Source organism: Serratia sp. C2(1), from assembly GCF_036352655.1.
Lineage (GTDB): Bacteria > Pseudomonadota > Gammaproteobacteria > Enterobacterales > Enterobacteriaceae > Serratia > Serratia inhibens.
Genome location: NZ_JAZFBA010000001.1, coordinates 907,382 through 926,277 on the forward strand (window position 1 = coordinate 907,382; position 18,896 = coordinate 926,277).

Sequence of the window (18,896 nt, forward strand, 5' to 3'; positions counted from 1 at the left end):
ATGCGCGCAATTTAAGGGTGCTGGGGCAGCGTAATAAGGGGTTTTTCCCTCCGCGCCAGATAGACGCCGAGCAGGATCACCCCAACTCCCAGGATCTGCGCGACGGCGGAACCGCCGCTGTCGCGCAGGCGATCGATGACGACGCCCGCCAACATTTGGCCGCTGATAATCAGCAGTGCGGCGCGCAGCGTGCCAAGGCGCGGCAGCACATAACTGTTCAGCGCCACGAACAGCGCGCCGATGACCCCGCCAAAATAGGCTCCCCACGGGGCGTGACCAAGGGCGAGGCCATTGACCCCCCCGCCGGCCCCCAGCAGCAGGCTAAGGAACAAAAAGCCGAGGATGTGATTGCAGAGCGAGGCGTGGAAGGCGCCGTGGCTCAACGCCAGGCGGCCATTGACCGCACGGCTGATGCTGATGCAGACGCCATTGAACAATGCGAGGAGTATCAGGGTTAGCATGGGGTTATCTCACAAAAATAAGCAGGGCGCAGCCGAAGAGGATCAGCAGCGTGGCGATAATGTCGTTGGCGCACAGGCGGCGTTTAATGACGCCAAACCAACCGCAACTGTCGGAAAGCATGCCGAACAACACCTGGCCGGTAAGCATGAGCGCCAGGCTGCCGGAAAGCGCCAGCGGGCTATTGACGGTGATGGCGGCCACTACCACCGTCAGGGCGCCGGGAATACCGCCCAAATAGGCCCAACGGGGGGTCGCCACAGCCGCCGCAGAGGAGAGGGGCGTACGGTGGAACGGCAGCAGCTGCAACAACAACCAGGCGGCGATCGCGCCAACGCCGTGAGCTACCCACGAAGCGAATAGCGGGCTGTTATAGCTCGCCAGCCCGCTGTTGACACTGATCATCAGGGCCAGCAAAGCACCGGCGGTTAACGCCAGCAAAGGATCGGAAAAACGTCTGCGTATCATCATCTCAGGTTCCATTTTTACTGTGGCGAGTAGCGTACATTGTTTTTGTTATCGCCATAATCCACTACAATGGAAACTCATTGTTGAGTAAAAGTTGACGATAAATGACCGATAACTTTGCGGCGATCCCGCTGTTTGTGGCGGTAGTGGAATGTGGCAGCTTTTCAGCGGCCGGCCAGCGGCTGGGTATTACCAAGTCTGCGGTAAGCAAACGCATTGCCCAGTTGGAAGGCTCGCTGGGCGTGCAGTTGCTGCATCGCACCACCCGCAGCCTGAGCCTGACCGAAGCGGGCGAGCAGTATTTCGGTTATGCCCGTAACGCCTGTGCGGTGGCGCAAGAAGGGGAAGACGCCATCACCCGTTTGCAGGGGCAGCCGCAGGGCATTTTGCGGCTCAGCGTGCCGATGGTGTTCGGCCGTTTGCACATTGCGCCGTTGATTCCGGTTTTTTTGGCCGCCTGCCCGGAGGTGGAAATCACCATGATGATGGACGATAAGCTGGTCGATCTGGTGGAAGGAGGCTATGACCTGGCGATCCGCATTGGTCGGCTTGCCGATTCGAGCCTGATCGCCCGGCGCATCGCACCCTGCTACAGCGTATTGTGCGCCGCGCCAGCTTATCTGGCGCGCAGCGGCACGCCAAAGGAGCTGGCGCAGTTGGCGCAGCATAACTGCCTGTTTTACAGCTACTACCGTGCCGGCAGCGAATGGCAGTTTCAGGGGCCCGAAGGAGCGGTGCGTTTTCAACCGCGGGGGAATTACCAGGTGAATAACAGTGAGGCGCTGCGCGAAGCCCTGATCGCCGGCCTGGGGATTTGTCAGATGCCGACCTTTATCGTCGGTGAGGATCTCGCGCAGGGGCGGTTGGTCGAAGTGTTGCCGGATTACCGCCTGCCGGAACACGCGATTTATGCTGTGTACCCGGAACGCAAACACGTGCCGGCGAAGGTCATGGCCTTTGTCGATTTCCTGCTGGCGCAGTTGGGTGGGGAACGGCCTTATTGGGACGTTATGCGTGATTCATGAAAGCGCGTTGCCATTCAACCGGGAAAACGTACGCCTGTTCGGCATGCCACCGGCGAAGGCTGCGGTGGGGTTTAAAAACTTTTGACCAACATTTCGCGCGGCTGCTCGGTGCCGTGCTTCAGCAAGTATTCAAAAGATCTTTCGCTGCTTTTTAACTGCTGCAGAAATTCTTGCGGCGACAGATCGTGTTTTTTGCCGCTCATATAAGCCAGCGCCAGCTCTTTTGCCTGATAGCGTGAGAAATTGTACATCGTGCCCCCGGTGAGAATAAGTGGTGTTTTGTTAAGGCTGATTGTAGGGGAATAGCACGTAATGAACAGTCGCTTTGGCGTATGGAATCGATAGCTGAAACCTGTGTGGCCTCTTCGCTGCGGTGAGCCGTTTTAATGCTGCGGCTGCAACAGCTCGTGGCAGAGTTGTTTGATCACTTCCTCTTGCTGCAGGCCGTTATGCCGCAGGCGGCGTATGTGGTCCGCATCGTTCACCGCGATTTTGACGTAATGCTCAATATCGTCGAGCAGGGCGTTTTCTTCGCTATTTTGCACGCCGGGCCGCAGTGCGGCGAAGGTGGCCAGCATATGCGACGTCAGGCTGTAACGGCGTAACGTGGCGGGATCCACATAGTCGGCGCCAAAGCCGTGGCGACAGGCGTTGATCTTGTTGTAGTTGGTAAAGGCGGCGTATTCCGCCACCACCTTTTGTCGGTTATCCAACAGGTATCTGGCCAGCAGACGACAATAGCCGGCCAATGTCACCGCATGATGGATATGCAACGGCGTATCGCAGACCCGGATTTCCACCGTACCCAACTCCGGTTTTGGCCGCGCGTCCCAATAAATATCCTTGATGCTTTCAATCACCCCTGCGCTGGTAAGTCGTTCATAATACAGGGTGAACTCGTCCCAATTATAGATTTGCTCAAGGCAGCCGTAGTTGGGGAAAGAGTTTTGCGCGCTGAAGCGGGAACTGGCAAACAGGGTATCGACACCCTGGTAGATCGGCGAAGAGGCGCTCAGGGCAATCAGATGGGGCAAATAGGGTGTCATGGCATGGCACAGATACATAGCCTCATCACCGTCGTTGACGCCGATATGAATATGCTGGCCGAACACGCAGGCCAGCTTGGAAAGGTAGCCAAAGCGGCTGGCCAGCACTTTGTAGCGTTCGGAGTCGGTAATGACCTGCTGGCGCCAGTCGTTGCTCAGATGGCGGCCTCCACCGCAGACGTCGCAATCAATGCGCTGCGCGCCGGCGCGTATCTTCCCGGTCAATTCGTTCAGTTCGGCTAACAGTTCACCGAGATTGGTATGCACCGAGCTGTTTAACTCCACCATCGATTTAGTCAACTCGTGCTTGACGCGTTTTTTGTCGTCGATGTCTTCAACCAACCGATCGGCCTTGTGCGACAGATCGTAGTTTTCGTTATCCACCAGTTGCAGCTCTATTTCCGTGCCAAGAGTAAGCCTTTCCGAACGTTTGAAGGGTAGCGGCATCACACATCTCCAGATCTACGGCGGTGCATTCAGTATAGTGCCTCAGTGGGTTTTTAGCGTTTGTGGATGCCGGGGAAAACGGCTATTACATTTGATTATCCATATGTGTTGTTGACATCGCCCGGTTGCGAATTATGATGGCGGTTATCATTCGGAGAGAAATCTATGCCATCACTGACGCCGCTGAAACTGTTTAAAAATCTGTCGGACGATACCCGGTTGAACCTGGTGTTGTTGTTGCGCCAGGCGGGGGAGCTGTGCGTATGCGAGCTGTCCGGCGCGTTGGGCGAATCGCAACCCAAAATCTCGCGGCATCTCGCTATGCTGCGTGAAAGCGGCCTGTTGCTCGATCGCCGTGAAGGTAAATGGATCTATTACCGGTTGTCACCGCATATGCCGGCCTGGGCTGCGGCGATTATCGAGCAAGCCTGGCTCAGCCAGCAGCAACGGTTCGGCGAACTGGCGCAGCAAGCCGCAGCGGGTGGCCGGGTGCTTTGCCGGTAACGTTAAAAAATTTGTTTCAATATATTCGAAAAATCATATGTATTTATGGCGTAACGCGCCAGGGAGCGATAATGGTACTGGCTGGAGCAATTTTTATTCTGACGCTCATTTTGGTGATCTGGCAGCCAAAAGGGTTGGGTATTGGCTGGAGCGCTTCGCTCGGGGCGGTACTGGCGCTGCTGACCGGTGTGGTGCACCCCGGTGATATCCCTCTGGTTTGGCACATTGTCTGGAACGCCACGGCGACCTTTATCGCGGTGATCGTTATCAGTCTGCTGCTGGATGAATCCGGCTTCTTTGAGTGGGCGGCGCTGCACGTGGCGCGCTGGGGCAAGGGGAAAGGGCGCTGGCTGTTCACTTATATCGTGCTGTTGGGAGCTACCGTGGCGGCGCTGTTCGCCAACGACGGCGCGGCGCTGATCCTGACGCCGATTGTGATTGCGATGCTGCTGGCCCTGGGATTCAGCGCGGGTGCCACGCTGGCGTTCGTCATGGCGGCGGGCTTTATTGCCGACACTGCCAGCCTGCCGCTGGTGGTTTCTAATCTGGTGAACATTGTCTCGGCAGATTTTTTCAAGCTGGGCTTTACTCAATATGCCGCGGTGATGGTGCCGGTGGACATTGCCGCCATCGTCGCGACGTTGGTGATGCTGCACCTGTATTTTCGCAAGGACATTCCGGTGAGCTATGACCTGGCGCTGCTGCGATCGCCGCGCGAGGCTATCCGCGACTTGCCGACGTTTAAAGCCGGTTGGGGCGTGCTGGCCTTGCTGCTGGTGGGGTTCTTTGGCCTGGAGCCGCTCGGCGTACCGGTCAGCCTGGTCGCCGCCGTGGGTGCGCTGATCCTGCTGGCGGTGGCGAAAAGGGGCCATGCGATTGACACCGGCAAAGTGTTGCGCGGCGCGCCCTGGCAGATCGTGGTGTTCTCGTTGGGCATGTACCTGGTGGTCTATGGGCTGCGCAATGCGGGGCTGACCGATGTGCTGTCCGGTATGCTGGATGGCCTGGCCGAACGGGGGTTGTGGGTGGCCACGTTCGGCACCGGGTTCCTGACGGCGTTCCTGTCTTCGATCATGAACAACATGCCGACCGTGCTGGTGGGCGCGCTGTCGATCGACGGCAGCAGTGCAGAGGGTGTGATCAAGCAGGCGATGATTTACGCCAACGTAATAGGCAGCGATCTGGGGCCGAAAATTACGCCAATCGGCAGCCTGGCTACGTTGCTGTGGCTGCATGTGCTGTCGCAGAAAAATATCGTCATCACCTGGGGATATTACTTCCGGGTGGGGATAGTGATGACACTTCCGGTGTTGTTCGTCGCGTTGGCCGCTCTGGCCCTGCGCCTGTCGCTTTAGTGCTTACAAGAGAGAACCCCATGAGCCACATAACCATTTACCATAACCCGGCCTGCGGCACTTCGCGCAATACGCTGGCACTGATCCGCAACAGCGGCGTGGAGCCAACGGTGATTCTGTATCTGGAGACGCCGCCCAGCCGTGAGCAACTGGTCAAACTGATTGCCGATATGGGCATTTCCGTGCGTGAGTTGCTGCGCAAAAATGTCGAACCTTATCAACAACTGGGGCTGGCGGATGCGCAGTGGAGCGACGATAAACTGATCGACTTTATGCTGCAGCAGCCTATTTTGATTAACCGGCCGATCGTGGTGACGCCGCTGGGCACGCGGCTGTGCCGTCCGTCGGAAGCGGTGCTGGATATCCTGCCGGAGCCTCAGCAAGGCGCGTTCAGCAAAGAAGACGGCGAGCCGGTGATTGACGCGCAGGGGCAACGCATCACGGGTAAATGAACGTCGCAGGCCCGCAGCGCGGGCCTGCTTTGTCAGATGCTGCGTTGATTGACCCGCGCAGACAGCTCAGCCGCACTTTCTTTCCTCTCGCTGTAGCGGTCGACCAGATAATCGGCATTGCTCCGCGTCAGCAGGGTGAACTTCATCAGTTCTTCCATGACATCGACAATACGATCGTAGTAAGCGGAGGGTTTCATGCGCCCATCCTCTTCAAATTCCTGCCAGGCCTTGGCGACCGAAGACTGATTGGGGATAGTGAGCATCCGCATCCAGCGCCCCAAAATGCGCATTTGATTGACTGCATTGAATGACTGCGAACCTCCGCTGACCTGCATCACCGCCAGGGTTTTTCCCTGTGATGGGCGTACCGCGCCGACGCTTAACGGGATCCAGTCGATTTGGCTCTTCATGATGCCGGTCATGGCACCGTGGCGTTCCGGAGAACACCACACCATGCCTTCCGACCACAACACCAGTTCACGCAATTCCTGAACTTTGGGGTGCGATTCCGGCGCGTCATCCGGCAGGGGCAAACCGGACGGGTTGAAGATACGCACTTCCGCGCCCATGGCTGCCAATAGGCGTGCGGCTTCTTCCGTTGCCAGGCGGCTGTAGGAGCGTTCACGTACCGAACCGTAAAGCATCAGAATGCGCGGTGGGTGCGTCGGCGGCACCGATTGTAACTTTTCATGGCTAATGGCGCGGTCAAACAGTAGCGGGTCAATCTGCGGCAGGTCGGATAATTTATCGGTCATGATGCATTCTCTTGGTCAGGGGTCAGCAGCGCTGTGGTTGATCGGCGCAGCACTCTTCAATCAGGAAAGCGACGATACCCTTGAGTACGTCATATTGCGGCAGGCAAAACAGCGTGCGGCCTTCACGTTGCTGATGCACCAGACCGACAGAAACCAACGCGGCGATATGGTGGCTGAGCGTTGAGTGGGGGATATCCAGTCTTTTTTGCAGTTCGCCCACCGGCAGGCCGCCATGACCCGCGCGAACCAGCTGTTTGTAGATGCTCAATCGGGTGGGGTGACCCAGTTCTTTCAGGGCATCTGCGACGTCGTTCAATTCCATTGGCGCACCTCTTATAAACTATATTTCCAGAATAATGGAAATATAATGCGATCGTCGAGGTTTTTGTGCACTGAAAACATCAGGGCCGACGGTATCGTCGGCCCAAATAACCCACAGTCATTCCTTTTCGGTGAGGAAATCAACAACGCTTTGGCCGAACAACTCCGCACAGGCCACGTTGGAGATATGCGAGGCCGGCAACACTTTTAATTTGGCGCACGGCGCATTGGCGACCAAAAATTCGGCGTCTGCCACGGTGGTGACCGGATCATGCTCCCCGGCGATGACCAGCATCGGCCGCGTCATCTGGTGGGTTTGGCCACGAAGGTCGGCCTGCGCCAGCGCGTCGCAGCAGGCGGCGTAACCGGCGGCGTTGCCGGCCGCCAGCCCGTCAACCAGCGCCGCAACCCGCTGCGGCGAGCGCTGCAAAAAGGCCTCGGTAAACCAGCGGGAAGGGGAGGCGGCAGCCACTGCCGTCAACCCCTCGTCGCGTACTTGCTGCGCACGCTGCTGCCAGCCTTCGGCGCTGCCGATGCGTGCGGCGGTATTCGCTACCACCAGGCGATCGATGCGTTGCGGGTGATAGCGGTTGAGCCACAACCCGGTCAGCCCGCCCATCGAGATGCCGCAAAAATGGGCGCTTGGCGCATCCAGCCTGTCGAGCAGGGCGATAACGTCGTTGCCGAGCGTTTCCAGCCGCAGCGGGGTTCTCGGCGGCGGCGTAGCACCGTGGCCGCGTTGGTTGTAACGCAACACGCGAAAGTGTTCATACCAGGTCGGCAATTGCGCCTGCCACATGTCGAAGGTGGTGCCGAGCGAGTTGGACAGGACCAACAGCGGCGCACCGGCACGGCCATCAAGACGATATTCGATGTCCATATTCATACCCGCTCGATGATCAGCGCAATGCCTTGGCCAACGCCGATACACATGGTGCACAACCCGTAACGGCCCCGGGTTTTCTGCAATTGCCAGGCGGCATTCATCACCAGTCTGCCGCCGGAAGCGCCCAACGGATGGCCCAGCGCAATGGCGCCGCCGTTCGGATTCACCTGCGCGGCATCGTCCTTCAGCCCCAGTTCGCGCGTCACGGCCAGCGCCTGCGCCGCAAAGGCTTCGTTAAGTTCGATAACGTCCATTTGATCGAGCGTCAGGCCGGCGCTCTTCAGCACCTTGCGCACCGCCTCCGCCGGGGCAAAGCCCATAATGGCAGGCTCAATGCCGGTCACGGCGCTGGCGACGATACGTGCCATAGGTTGCAAGCCATGGCGGGCCACCCCGCGTTCACCGGCCAGCAACAGCGCGCAGGCGCCATCGTTCAGCCCGGAGGCATTACCGGCGGTGACGGTACCTTGCGGATTAACCACCGGTTTCAACTTCGCCAGCGCGTCGAGCGTCGTGGCGCGCGGGTGTTCATCCTGACGGAACAGCAGCGGGTCGCCTTTTTTCTGCGCCAGGCTGACGTCAATCAGTTGTTCGGCGAAGAAACCGCTTTCCTGGGCCGCCGCGGTGCGTTGCTGGCTGCGCAGGGCGAACGCATCCTGATCCTGGCGGCTGATGCCAAACTTCAGGGCCACGTTTTCGGCGGTTTGCGGCATAGAGTCCACGCCATATTGCGCTTGCATCTGCGGGTTGATAAACCGCCAACCCATGGTGGTGTCTTCTATTTTCATCGCCCGGCTGAAGGCGCTTTCCGCCTTGCCCATCACAAACGGCGCCCGCGACATGCTTTCCACGCCGCCGGCAATCATTAACTCGCTTTCACCGGTTTTGATGGTGCGGGCCGCCATCGCCACCGCATCCAGGCTGGAGCCGCACAGGCGGTTGAGGGTGCAACCGGGGATCTGCACCGGCAGGCCGGCCAGCAGCAGCGCCATACGCGCCACGTTGCGGTTATCTTCCCCGGCCTGATTGGCGCAACCGAACAGCACGTCGTCTACCGCGCCCCAGTCAAGCTGCGGGTGGCGCGCCTGCAACGCTTTCAGCGGCAGGGCGGCCAGATCGTCGGCGCGGACGGTGGCGAGACTGCCGTTCAGGCGGCCAAAAGGCGTGCGGACGGCGTCACACAGATAAGCTGGATTCATGCGTTGGTTCTCCGTGCTGAAGGGCAAAGGTCAACTCGACCGGGGTGATTTCCTGCAATTGTTGCGGGCTCAGCCCGCCGAATATTTCGCGCACCACCAGGCCCTGAGGCGTGACGTCCATGACCGCCAGATCGCTGTAGATGCGATCAATGCAGCCGACGCCGGTCAGAGGATAGGTGCAGTGGCGGACAATCTTGCATTCGCCTTTTTTGGTTAGGTGTTCGGTCATCACAAAGACCTGACGCGCGCCAATCGCCAAATCCATCGCACCGCCGACCGCCGGTATCGCCCCTGGCGCACCGGTGCTCCAGTTGGCCAAATCGCCGCGTTCGGAGACCTGATAGGCACCCAGCACGCAGATATCCAGGTGGCCGCCGCGCATCATGGCGAAGGAGTCGCCGTGATGGAAAAAGCAACCGCCTTTCAGCAGGGTGACCGGCTGTTTGCCGGCGTTGATCAGATCGGGATCTTCCTCTCCTTCGGCCGGTGCCGGCCCCATGCCGAGAATGCCGTTTTCGCTGTGCAGGAAAATTTCTTTGTCCGCCGGCAGGTAGTTGGCGATTTGCGTCGGGATGCCGATGCCCAGGTTCACATAGGCGCCTTCCGGGATGTCGCGCGCAATGCGCTCGGCCAACTGCTGATGAGTGAGTTTTGACATAAATTCGTTCCTTAAGCCGACAGCTGCGCGGCGCTTGCCGGGGTGGTCACCAGGCGTTGCACGAAAATCCCCGGCGTGATGATGGTTTCGGGATCCAGTTCGCCCAGCGGCACTAACTGATTGATTTCAGCAATGGTGCAATGGGCCGCCATCGCCATGATCGGCCCGAAGTTGCGCCCGGTTTTGTAATACAGCAGGTTGCCCCAGCGGTCGCCTTTTTCAGCCTTGATCAGGGCAAAATCGGCTTTCAGCGGCAGCTCAAACACATAGTGGCGGCCGTCTATTTCACGGGTTTCCTTGCCTTCCGCCAGTTTGGTGCCATAACCGGTCGGCGTATAGAAGCCGCCGAGGCCGGCACCGCCGGCCTGAATGCGGGCTGCCAGATTGCCCTGCGGGATCAGCTCCAACTCCAGTTCGCCGCGGCGATACAAATCGTCAAACACCCAGGAGTCGGACTGGCGCGGAAAAGAGCACACCACTTTGCGCACGCAGCCGGCCTTCAGTAACGCCGCCAGGCCGAAATCCCCGTTGCCGGCGTTATTGCTGATCAGCGTCAATTCGCGCGGGCGGTGGCGGATCAGCGCATCCAACAGGGCGCAGGGTTGGCCGGCAGGGCCAAAACCACCGACCATAATGGTGGCGCCATCCGGTATATCTGCGACGGCGGCGTCTGCGGACGCCACGTTTTTATCGATCATCTGCTCTCCTGAGTAGGCTGCGGTTATTCCAGCGTCATACGAGTGGTTCTGATCTAAGTTAAATGATGAAAAATACAGCGACAAGTGCGAATATCAGCGTGTTGTGCGATTATCGAAGCATTAATGGTTTGGCTATTCGTTTTGTGATGCAGGTAACTAAATCGCTATTTGGCGTCGTTCCGGCACTGCGGACGTATAAATTCAGGTGTTGTCGAAAGAAGGGGATCAGGATGGATGATGTTTCAGAGTTTGGCGGCGGGGAGCTGCGTCGGCTGCAGGAGATCGGCGACCTAAGCAACGACAGGTACAAGGGCGATCCCAACTTTATGGCGTCGTTGGCCAGAGGGTTAGAGGTGTTGCAGGCGTTCCAACCGCAGTATTCGCAGATGTCGGTTTCCGAAATCAGCCAGATTACCGGCATTCCGCGCGCCGCGGTACGTCGTTGCCTCTATACCCTGCGGGCGCTGGGTTTCGTGCATTGCCCCGATGGCCGACATTACCGGCTGTTGCCGCGGGTGCTTACCATCGGCCATGCTTATCTTTCTTCTTCCGAGCTGGCGAAGGCGGCGCAGAACTCGCTGGATTACCTCAGCAAGCTGCTCAATGAATCCTGCTCGGTGGCGACGCTGGACGGCGACAACATACTGTATATCGCCCGCGCCTCGGTGAAGCGCATCATGACGATCGATCTGGGGCGCGGCAGCCGCTTGCCGGCTTACGCCACGTCAATGGGGCTGGTTTTGCTCAGCGCGCTGGACGAGGAACAACTGGAGGATTATCTGTCGCGGGTGAGGTTCGAACCGCTGACCGAGCACACCGTGACCAGTGCGGAACAGTTGCGTGAACAGTTGGCTAAAGTGCGCAGGCAGGGATATGCCATCAACGATCAGCAGTTGGAGATTGGCCTGCGGTCGATCGCGGTGCCGATGCATTCGCGCAAGGGCGGCGGCGTGGTGGCGGCAATGAACGTGGGGGTCAATGCTTCGCAAATTTCCTCGGCGGAGCTGCGTGAACGGGTGCTGCCACAGCTGCAACGCGCGGCGATGGAGTTGGCGTTGTGCTGTAGCCGCTAATGCGGTGGCCCGCCTCAGCCGGGGCAGTGTTTGGCTGAGACGGGTCGCCGGGATGTCACCCGATGATCACGCAAATTCCTGTGATCATTGCGGCTTGATGGCACCTTCATTATTGCCGGCAGTTGGCACCACAAAACTGAAGCAACTGCCGCAGGGTTCCGCCACTTGCGCTTTCAGCGTGCCCCGATGACGTTCAATAATGGCGTGGCTGATGGTCAACCCCATGCCCATTCCCTGCGCTTTTGTGGTGTAGAAAGAATCGAAAACCCGTTCCATGACGTCAGGATCCAGCCCGATTCCGTTGTCTGCGATACGCAATTCGACCGTTTTGTCGTCGGGATTTAGCGTGGTTATCCTCAGCGTTCGCGTACGATCGCTCACTTCAGACAGAGCCTCGATCGCGTTCATCACCAGGTTAATCAATACCTGTTGAATCTGAACGCTATCGCCAAAGATGAAGCTGTCGTCGGCTTTCAGTTCATACTCCACCGCCACGCGGCGCTGCTCGATTTCGCTACGTGACAGGGTCATGATATGGCGGACAAGATAGTGCAGATCGATACGGGAAAAGACCGGTTCCTGCTTGCGCGTCAGGGTTTGCAGGCTGCGAATGATTTCACCGGCGCGCTGGCCTTCCGCAATGATCTCCTCCAGCCCGGTACGAATATTGTCATGCCGGACAGGGTCGTGGTTCAGCCAGCGCAGGCTTGCTCCGGCGTTCGAAACAATCGACATCAGCGGTTGATTGATCTCGTGCGCAATGGACGAGGTCAACTGGCCGACGGTGGTCGCGCGGGAAACGCGGGCCAGCTCGGCCTGGGCGACCCTGACGGCGTCCTCCGTCTGCCGCTGGGCGGTGATGTCGGTGATGGTGCCGTAGTATTCGTAGACCTCGGTGCCCACGCCGACCGGGTTGCCGATGCCCAATATGTAGCGGCAAACGCCATCCGCGCTCATGATGCGAAACTCGGCCCGCAGGGGCAGCCCGTCTCTCACCCCGTCGGTGACGACGGTGCTGACTCGCGCATAGTCGTCCGGATGGACGAAGGTAAGGAACTCGGCCATAGAAATCATTTTCTGCTTCTCGGGCAGGCCGAGAATACGGGCATATTCTTCGGACATGAACATCAGGTCCTGCTCCAGCTCCCAACGCCAACTGCCGGTATGGCTGATCTGCTCGCCCAGCATCAGCGAGGTCTGGCTTGACCTGAGCTCTTTCTCCACCCGCCGGCGCTGAATGTTCTCTTCAAGCAATTCGGCATACAGCCTTGCGGTTTCAAGCGACACGGCAGCATGCGCGCCGAGCAGGTTAACCACTTTCGAATGCTCGGCGGTGAAGATTTCAGGCATTAAACGGTTTTCGAGATACAACACGCCGACCAGCCGCGCCTGCTTGAACATCGGCACGCACAATACGGCAGCGCCGGAAGTCACGAGGTAAGGATCCTGCGAGAAGGGGCTGAACTCTTCCGGTTTTCCGGTGCGTATCTCTTGCCCGGTGCGGATCACGGCCGACAGTACCGACAGCGGCATGTCGGTGGCCATCGGCACATCTTTTATAATCCGTACCCTGACGCCGTCGCTGCCGGTATAGGCACTTGCCTCGATTTCAGGAATGTTGTTATCCAATACGCGAATCAACAGGCCGCGTTGGGCGCCGGCACGTTCCAGCAGCATCGTCATCAGTATCTGAATAAGCCGTTCCAGATTGATCTCTTCAGACAGGGCACGCGATGCTTTGATGACGCTTTGCAGATCGCGGATTTCTTCATTCTGGGCAAAGGCGATGGTGTCGTAAGGCGTTGCCTGGCCGGGGGACACCAGATGGGGATAAGCCTGTTTCAGCTGATTTACCTTGGCCTGCGCCCCTGCGCGCCCCCATGCCGCCATTGCGCCCCTAACGTGCGCATCTGCGGCCGTATGATAGCCGCAACTGAGCGCGAAGCGCCCCGCGAGTTCATGAGCCAGCGCATTGCTGGGATTGAACCCCGAGTCCCGCGAGAGCCTCACCGCTTTTTCATACTGCTCGAGCGCAATGCTGTTCATGCCGTCAAGGCGGACAATCTCCGCATACACCAGGGCCTCTTTGTCGGCGAATGTCCCTGGGTTAATGCGCGCCCAAAGCGCGATGTTGTCGTAGTGTTTTTGCAGCCTGCGCCGGTGCTCGACGGAGAAGGTATCCGGCGTCAGTTGAGCGGTTAACGTCAGCGCGCTGTACAGATGCAAATCCAGCAGGTGGATATGCCCCGGCGCAGACCAGGCAAAGAATTCGGCCTGCACCAGCGACTCTTCCGCCTGCGGATATTCGCCGGCGACAAAATGCGTCATCCCCCGATACAGCCAGAACCAGAACATCATGGTGGACATTTGCTGCGGCGCCTGTTCCGGCGCGGTTGGCAGCAGCGAGTCGGGCAGCGCATCAATGCCACCCCAATATCCGGGGGATACGGTGCGTAAATTCTCAACATAATGCCGCTGGATCAACATAATGCGTTCAACGTCCGGAAAATGGGATTTCCGCACGAAAGCCAGCCCCCGTTCGATGCTGGTCAGCACGTTATCGAGATGATCGCCGCGGCTTAAAAAGTTAATGATCTGATGGCAGGCGGCAAAAGAGGCGACGGTCAGATCGCCGTGCGTCACCGCCGCCGTGAAGCAGGCTTTGGCGCATTCGGTGGTGTAGGAGAGCGGCTGGGTCCAGACGCTCAACTGATCGAGCGGCAGCAGCGTTTTCGCTTCGTACACGCTGTAACCGTGGCGCGTCACGAGTTCACGGGCCAGCACCGCGTATTTGAAGCCCAACCGATATTCGGCATAGCGGTGACCAATCAGTACGCCAAACCAGCCCATCGCCGACGTTGAGGCACCGGTAATGCCGTGTTCCAGCGTCAGATGCAGCATCTGGCACAGCAACATGAAGTGCAGGCGTGGGCTGATGAAGCTGGCGGACAGGCTGGCATTGGCCAGCAAATTCATCACGGCTTCCGTTTCAAGGTTAGCCATGAGCGGCAATTGATTGAACATCGCGGCCGGGCTCTCACCGATGCGGGCGTGGAGCATTTTCCAGGCCGCCTCGCATTCCGCATCGTCGGGGTGCCGGTTAAGCGTAATGCCGGATACCGTCAGCCAGCATAATGCGGTTTCCAGCGCCAGCGGGTTATCCGACTGGCGCATATGCACTTCCGCCAGCAAATTGGCGGCGGAGATCTTTTCCGCCAACCCGCCTGGCGAACCCAGCAACCGGTCGCTCAAATGCCGCGCCGCGACCAGGTTACCCAGTAAAAACGCGCATTCGGCCTCTTCCAGCTCCAGCGCGAAATCGGACGCACTATCAGACGCGGGGCCGCCGAGCGCGCGGGCGGTCTGCAGATAGCGCTGTGCGGAGAGGTAGTCTCCGGAACGTTTCGCGCGCCGGGCCGCCAGCATGCTCAATTCACGGAACATTTTGCGCTGTGGCGGCGGCTGTACGCAGTCAATGGCTGCGGACACATGGTGAATGGCGCGGAACAGCATCTCATTGCCCGCTGCCTGGCGTGAAGCTTCGGCCAGCAGGCTTGCCGTCGTGAGGTGCAGATGCCCGCGCTCGCCGGCATCCAGCAGGGCGAAGGCCGCTTCCTGCACGCGATCGTGGGGGAACGTATAGGTGTCGGCGGACAGGGTAATCAACTGGGCGATAACCGCAGGGTGCAATTGATAGCGGATATCCGTATCGGAGAGGTTCAGGACGCGGCTGATGGTGCCAAGCTCACCGCTGCTACCCAGGCAGGCCAGGCTGCCTAACAGCTTGCGGGTTTCTTCGGGCATTTTCTCCAGTTGCTGCAATACCAGGCCGACGACGTTTTCGGTGTAATGGCGTGCCTGAATGGTCGGCACGTCGTAATACCACTTGCCTTGATACTTGTTGTGCGTCACCAGGCCGTCATCGACGATACGTTTGAAAAACTCATGCACGAACAGCGGATTGCCGCCGGTTTTTTCATGTATCAGACGAGCCAGGTCGAGGGTGTCGGTCGAGCGCCGCTGGAAGACGTCGGCCAGCCAGCGAGCGACGGCTTTAACCGAGAGCGGCGCCGGTATGATGTCGATTTTACGTTGAGCCGCATCGCGAAGCCTGCCCAGCGCCTCAGACACCGAAAGGTTGTCCGTTGAAGAGGGATCGCGCAGGGCAACCACCAACAACAACGGCAGCGCATCGCTGTTTTTAAGCAGATATTCCAGCACCTGCAAGCTGGCGGCATCGATCCAGTGAATATCGTCAATCAGCAACACCAGCGGACAGCCGGGGGTGGCAAAGGTATTGACCAGGCTGACTATCATGAGATTAAAGCGGGCCCGGGCATCGGTCGACAGCGAGTCGGGGGCCTGCCGGGATTTCCGCTCCAGCAACAGACCCAGTTCCGGCACCAGGTTAATGGCCAACCCTTCGTAACCGTCCAGCGTGCGCGCCAGGCGGGTTTTCCAGAGCGCGACATCTTCTGCCGGCAACCCCAGCAACTTCAGGGTCAGCGTCCGGAAGGCGGAGGTCAGCGCGCCATAAGGCAGCGACGACGAGAACTGGTCGACTTTACCCACGGCCAGCAGCGTACGCCGGTTTTTCAGCTCTTTTAACGCCGAGGCGATCAGCGAAGATTTACCGATGCCAGAAGGCCCGCTGATGACCGCAAGCGTGTGGGTTCCGCTCTGATTAACCTTGTCGAACGCGGCGATAAGCTCGCGACCCTGCGGATGTGGGGTGTACAACGTATCGGCGAGATGAAACTCAGGTGCGCGATCCTGCAACCCGGGCGGAAAGGGCAAGATGGCATTGTCACTGGTCAAGGTGGCCTGACAGCGACGCAGGTCTGCGACCAGCCCGTCGACCGTCTGGTAACGGTTATCGGGCGACTTGGCCAACAGCCGCAGGACCAGGGTTGAAAGCATGGCCGGTACCTGTTCGCGCAGCAGATGAGGCGGACGTGGCTCTGAAGCGATATGGTGATGCGTCCACTCTTCCAGGCCGCCTTCGCTGAGGTCGAAGGGCAAAGAGCCGGTCAGCAGCTCATAAAAGACGATGCCAAGGCTGTAGAGATCGCTGCGGCTGTCCACCGATCTTTGCGTGCGCGAGGTATGTTCGGGTGACATATAGGCGAGCGTGCCGCCAAAAAACGGCAGGCGGGTCTGTTTTAACTCTTCCGCAGTGCCCGTCGTCAGACCAAACCCGGCAAGGCGGCATGAGGCATCTTCCTGGATAAAGATATTGCCCGGCTTGATATCGCCGTGGATCAGATTGTGCCTGTGCATTTGACGCAACGGAGCGCATATCCGAATGGCCAGCTCCAGGAAGCCGGCAATGCAGGCCATCGGCTGCCCCGTTATGCGGGCCAGGGAGTCAAAGGCAAAAGACGGATAAACCAGCGCGTACCGGCCACGATACTGCGTGCAGGCGGCGGGTTTCACCGCCCAGGCGTCGGACAGATAGGGGCGCAGGATGAATTCATTTTTCAGCAGCCGGGTCGCGTCCGCTTCCGCCTCATCGCTGACCGCCGTGGCGAGGATGAAAGCCCCGCTCGAAAATGGGTGCCGCCCGTTCATCCAGACGATGCAACCCTCCTGAACCAAGGGGGTAAAAATGACATCGTCCTTAAATGCAAAAAACTGCCCATCCTGAAAATCAGGAAGGGCAGCCCGGTCTGGCGGTATCAGCGGGTCATTCATTCGGGTCTCTCGCAGGAAGCGGTCTTGTCATCAGGCGTTTTTATCGCCTCTCAATGCGTGTTGTATCAGGCCCAGGAGCGTATCGATGTCGATAGGCTTACGCAAAAAAGCAACGGCGCCGAGTTTAAGGGCAAACCGTTGCATATTCTCATCACCGTGGCCGGATATAAATATCACCGGTGGCGGCGTTGCGTAAGTCTTTATTTTTTCATAAAGCTCGAATCCACCCATTCCTTTTAGCTTGATGTCGATAATGACCAACGAAGCGTCTGACAGCGCGGTTTTCTCGTTTAAAAACGCCTCTGCGGATTCAAAGGCGTATGTCGTGTAACCGTCCGACTGCAGCAGGTTGATCAACCCGCTGCGGACAGAACGTTCATCATCGACAATGGCAATGCGCTGCGGCAGCATCATGCTGAAATTCCTCTGACAAATCATTACTAAAGCGGAGGGTCCTCTGTTGTCGTCTGAGTCTTGGCCGGTGGCGTTCCGCATATTTTGGGGACGCATTCATGGCGAAACCACGTCAGCGTCAGCGGCTGTCGGTTTATGAGCCGCCGGGTGACCGGGATGATCTGTTCGCCGATCAGCATCCCCAACAGGCCCAGCAGGGCAATAACCGGTGGAGCCGGTGAATGAATATCCAACGCAGCATAGATAATACCGGCCAGAAGACCGATTGCCAGCGAAACAAACCATGCTTTCATTTCATCAGTCCCCTTTCGCAGAGCAGGTTACAGGGGAAGAGGCCGCCGCGCCGGGCTGTGCCTGACAACGCTGAGCGTTGGCGGTCTGTTCAGGTTGCAGCACCTGTCCCATCAAACTTTCTCCAGCCAGCATTCCCAGCAGCCCTACCAGAGCCAGTGCCGGGGGAGCCGGCGATCGGGCCTTAAGCAGCCCATAGATCAGGCCAATAAGCACGCCGGCGGCAAGGGAAATCAATCCTGCGCTCATCATTATCTCCAGTGAAGAAGCCGACCGGGCTTTGCGCCGGCCGGCTTCCCGCGGTTAGCGGGCGGCGACCGGTGCCAGAGTGCGGTGCTCGCTCTTCTGACGAGAAGGCGCTTTGTGCACCATGGTATAGGCATAATCCACACCCATGCCGTAAGCGCCTGAATGCTCTTTCACGATATCCATGACCGCGTTGTAGGTCTCTTTGTGCGCCCAGTCACGCTGCCATTCCAGCATCACCTGCTGCCAGGTTACCGGGATCACGCCTGCCTGAATCATGCGCTGCATGGCATAATCGTGCGCTTCTTTAGAGGTGCCGCCCGATGCGTCAGCCACCATATAGATTTCATAGTCGCCTTCCAGCATGGCGCACAGAGCAAAGCTGTTGTTGCAGACCTCGGTCCACAGGCCGGCAACCACCACTTTTTTCTTGCCGTTGGCGGCCAGCGCGTCACGCACTTTCTGATCGTCCCACGAGTTCATTGAGGTCCGCTCTAGGATGTCCTTGCCGGGGAACACGTCCAGCAGTTCCGGATAAGTGTTGCCAGAGAAGCTCTCGGTTTCAACGGTTGTGATGAGGGTTGGAATGTTGAATACCTTTGCGGCTTTCGCCAGGGCAACGGTGTTGTTTTTCAGCACCTGGCGGTCAATCGACTGCACGCCAAAAGCCATCTGAGGTTGGTGGTCGATAAAAATCATCTGACAGTTGGCAGGCGTAAGGACTTCGAGCTTAGAGGTTGTCATAAAAATACCCTTGGGATGAGGTTAAAAGTAACAAGGTCGTCACGCCGTTGGCGCAGCGACAGAGCCGAAAGCTACCGGGTGGTAAACGCTATCAACGGATTGAATGTTAGGCGGGAGGCGGGGGCAAAACTATTATCTGTTGGTATAACTAACCTTTCGTA

The 18,896-nt window shown here is 58.5% G+C and carries 20 protein-coding genes; 5 read left to right on the plus strand and 15 right to left on the minus strand.

Going from position 1 to position 18,896, the window contains the following annotated elements; translation table 11 throughout:
- Positions 1-11: 11 nt before the first annotated feature.
- Complete coding sequence (locus V2S86_RS04140; protein ID WP_330761352.1) at positions 12-461, minus strand: DMT family transporter; 450 nt, start codon at positions 459-461, stop codon at positions 12-14.
- 4 nt (positions 462-465) lie between these two features.
- Positions 466-930: a DMT family transporter gene (locus V2S86_RS04145; RefSeq protein WP_330761353.1), complete on the minus strand. Its 465-nt coding sequence runs from the start codon at positions 928-930 to the stop codon at positions 466-468.
- 101 nt (positions 931-1,031) lie between these two features.
- Between V2S86_RS04145 and V2S86_RS04150 the strand changes: the two genes are divergently transcribed.
- Positions 1,032-1,952, plus strand: coding sequence for a LysR family transcriptional regulator (locus V2S86_RS04150; protein ID WP_330761354.1), 921 nt, complete (start codon positions 1,032-1,034; stop codon positions 1,950-1,952).
- A gap of 71 nt (positions 1,953-2,023) precedes the next feature.
- Here the strand turns inward: V2S86_RS04150 and V2S86_RS04155 are convergent, their stop codons facing one another.
- Positions 2,024-2,203, minus strand: coding sequence for a hypothetical protein (locus V2S86_RS04155; RefSeq protein ID WP_330761355.1), 180 nt, complete (start codon positions 2,201-2,203; stop codon positions 2,024-2,026).
- 132 nt (positions 2,204-2,335) lie between these two features.
- The gene (locus V2S86_RS04160) at positions 2,336-3,445 is read right to left on the minus strand and encodes a YbdK family carboxylate-amine ligase (RefSeq protein WP_330761356.1); all 1,110 of its coding nucleotides are present in this window, start codon (positions 3,443-3,445) and stop codon (positions 2,336-2,338) included.
- A gap of 165 nt (positions 3,446-3,610) precedes the next feature.
- Here V2S86_RS04160 and V2S86_RS04165 point away from each other — a divergent pair, with 165 nt between their 5' ends.
- From V2S86_RS04165 to arsC, 3 genes are all read left to right on the plus strand, one after another.
- A complete protein-coding gene (locus V2S86_RS04165) occupies positions 3,611-3,949 on the plus strand; it encodes a metalloregulator ArsR/SmtB family transcription factor (protein WP_330761357.1) in 339 nt (112 codons plus the stop codon).
- 71 nt (positions 3,950-4,020) lie between these two features.
- Positions 4,021-5,304, plus strand: a complete 1,284-nt coding sequence (locus V2S86_RS04170) for an arsenic transporter (protein ID WP_330761358.1) — start codon at positions 4,021-4,023, stop codon at positions 5,302-5,304.
- A 20-nt stretch (positions 5,305-5,324) separates the two neighbouring features.
- Positions 5,325-5,756 (plus strand): glutaredoxin-dependent arsenate reductase, encoded by a 432-nt coding sequence (arsC, locus tag V2S86_RS04175; protein WP_330761359.1) that lies wholly within the window; start codon positions 5,325-5,327, stop codon positions 5,754-5,756.
- Positions 5,757-5,788: 32 nt separating this feature from the next.
- Here arsC and arsH read toward each other — a convergent pair whose 3' ends face one another.
- The 6 genes from arsH to V2S86_RS04205 all read right to left on the minus strand — a co-directional run bounded on the left by arsH (position 5,789) and on the right by V2S86_RS04205 (position 10,273).
- Positions 5,789-6,511 (minus strand): arsenical resistance protein ArsH, encoded by a 723-nt coding sequence (gene arsH / locus V2S86_RS04180; protein ID WP_330761360.1) that lies wholly within the window; start codon positions 6,509-6,511, stop codon positions 5,789-5,791.
- Positions 6,512-6,533: 22 nt separating this feature from the next.
- Complete coding sequence (locus V2S86_RS04185; protein WP_330761361.1) at positions 6,534-6,833, minus strand: ArsR/SmtB family transcription factor; 300 nt, start codon at positions 6,831-6,833, stop codon at positions 6,534-6,536.
- A 117-nt stretch (positions 6,834-6,950) separates the two neighbouring features.
- The gene (gene pcaD, locus V2S86_RS04190) at positions 6,951-7,718 is read right to left on the minus strand and encodes a 3-oxoadipate enol-lactonase (RefSeq protein ID WP_330761362.1); all 768 of its coding nucleotides are present in this window, start codon (positions 7,716-7,718) and stop codon (positions 6,951-6,953) included.
- Complete coding sequence (pcaF, locus tag V2S86_RS04195) at positions 7,715-8,917, minus strand: 3-oxoadipyl-CoA thiolase (RefSeq protein ID WP_330761363.1); 1,203 nt, start codon at positions 8,915-8,917, stop codon at positions 7,715-7,717. The genes pcaD and pcaF overlap by 4 nt, the downstream gene beginning before the upstream one ends.
- The gene (locus V2S86_RS04200; RefSeq protein ID WP_330761364.1) at positions 8,895-9,575 is read right to left on the minus strand and encodes a 3-oxoacid CoA-transferase subunit B; all 681 of its coding nucleotides are present in this window, start codon (positions 9,573-9,575) and stop codon (positions 8,895-8,897) included. Before V2S86_RS04200 ends, pcaF begins: the two co-directional genes overlap by 23 nt.
- Positions 9,576-9,586: 11 nt before the next feature.
- A complete protein-coding gene (locus tag V2S86_RS04205; protein ID WP_330761365.1) occupies positions 9,587-10,273 on the minus strand; it encodes a 3-oxoacid CoA-transferase subunit A in 687 nt (228 codons plus the stop codon).
- Positions 10,274-10,503: 230 nt separating this feature from the next.
- Between V2S86_RS04205 and V2S86_RS04210 the strand changes: the two genes are divergently transcribed.
- Entirely contained in the window at positions 10,504-11,346 is an 843-nt protein-coding gene (locus tag V2S86_RS04210; protein WP_330761366.1) for an IclR family transcriptional regulator domain-containing protein, read from the plus strand.
- A gap of 84 nt (positions 11,347-11,430) precedes the next feature.
- Here V2S86_RS04210 and V2S86_RS04215 read toward each other — a convergent pair whose 3' ends face one another.
- Genes V2S86_RS04215 through V2S86_RS04235 form a run of 5 tightly spaced genes read right to left on the minus strand, consistent with a single transcriptional unit; the run spans position 11,431 to position 18,735 of the window.
- Positions 11,431-17,040: an ATP-binding sensor histidine kinase gene (locus tag V2S86_RS04215; protein WP_330761367.1), complete on the minus strand. Its 5,610-nt coding sequence runs from the start codon at positions 17,038-17,040 to the stop codon at positions 11,431-11,433.
- 30 nt (positions 17,041-17,070) lie between these two features.
- Complete coding sequence (locus V2S86_RS04220) at positions 17,071-17,454, minus strand: response regulator transcription factor (protein WP_330761368.1); 384 nt, start codon at positions 17,452-17,454, stop codon at positions 17,071-17,073.
- 26 nt (positions 17,455-17,480) lie between these two features.
- On the minus strand, positions 17,481-17,747 hold the full coding sequence (locus V2S86_RS04225; protein WP_330761369.1) for a DUF1427 family protein: 267 nt from the start codon (positions 17,745-17,747) through the stop codon (positions 17,481-17,483).
- A gap of 4 nt (positions 17,748-17,751) precedes the next feature.
- Positions 17,752-17,994 carry a DUF1427 family protein gene (locus tag V2S86_RS04230; RefSeq protein ID WP_330761370.1) on the minus strand — a complete coding sequence of 81 codons (243 nt, stop codon included), beginning with the start codon at positions 17,992-17,994 and terminating at the stop codon, positions 17,752-17,754.
- 54 nt (positions 17,995-18,048) lie between these two features.
- Entirely contained in the window at positions 18,049-18,735 is a 687-nt protein-coding gene (locus tag V2S86_RS04235) for a hydrolase (RefSeq protein WP_004946197.1), read from the minus strand.
- Positions 18,736-18,896: the final 161 nt, after the last annotated feature.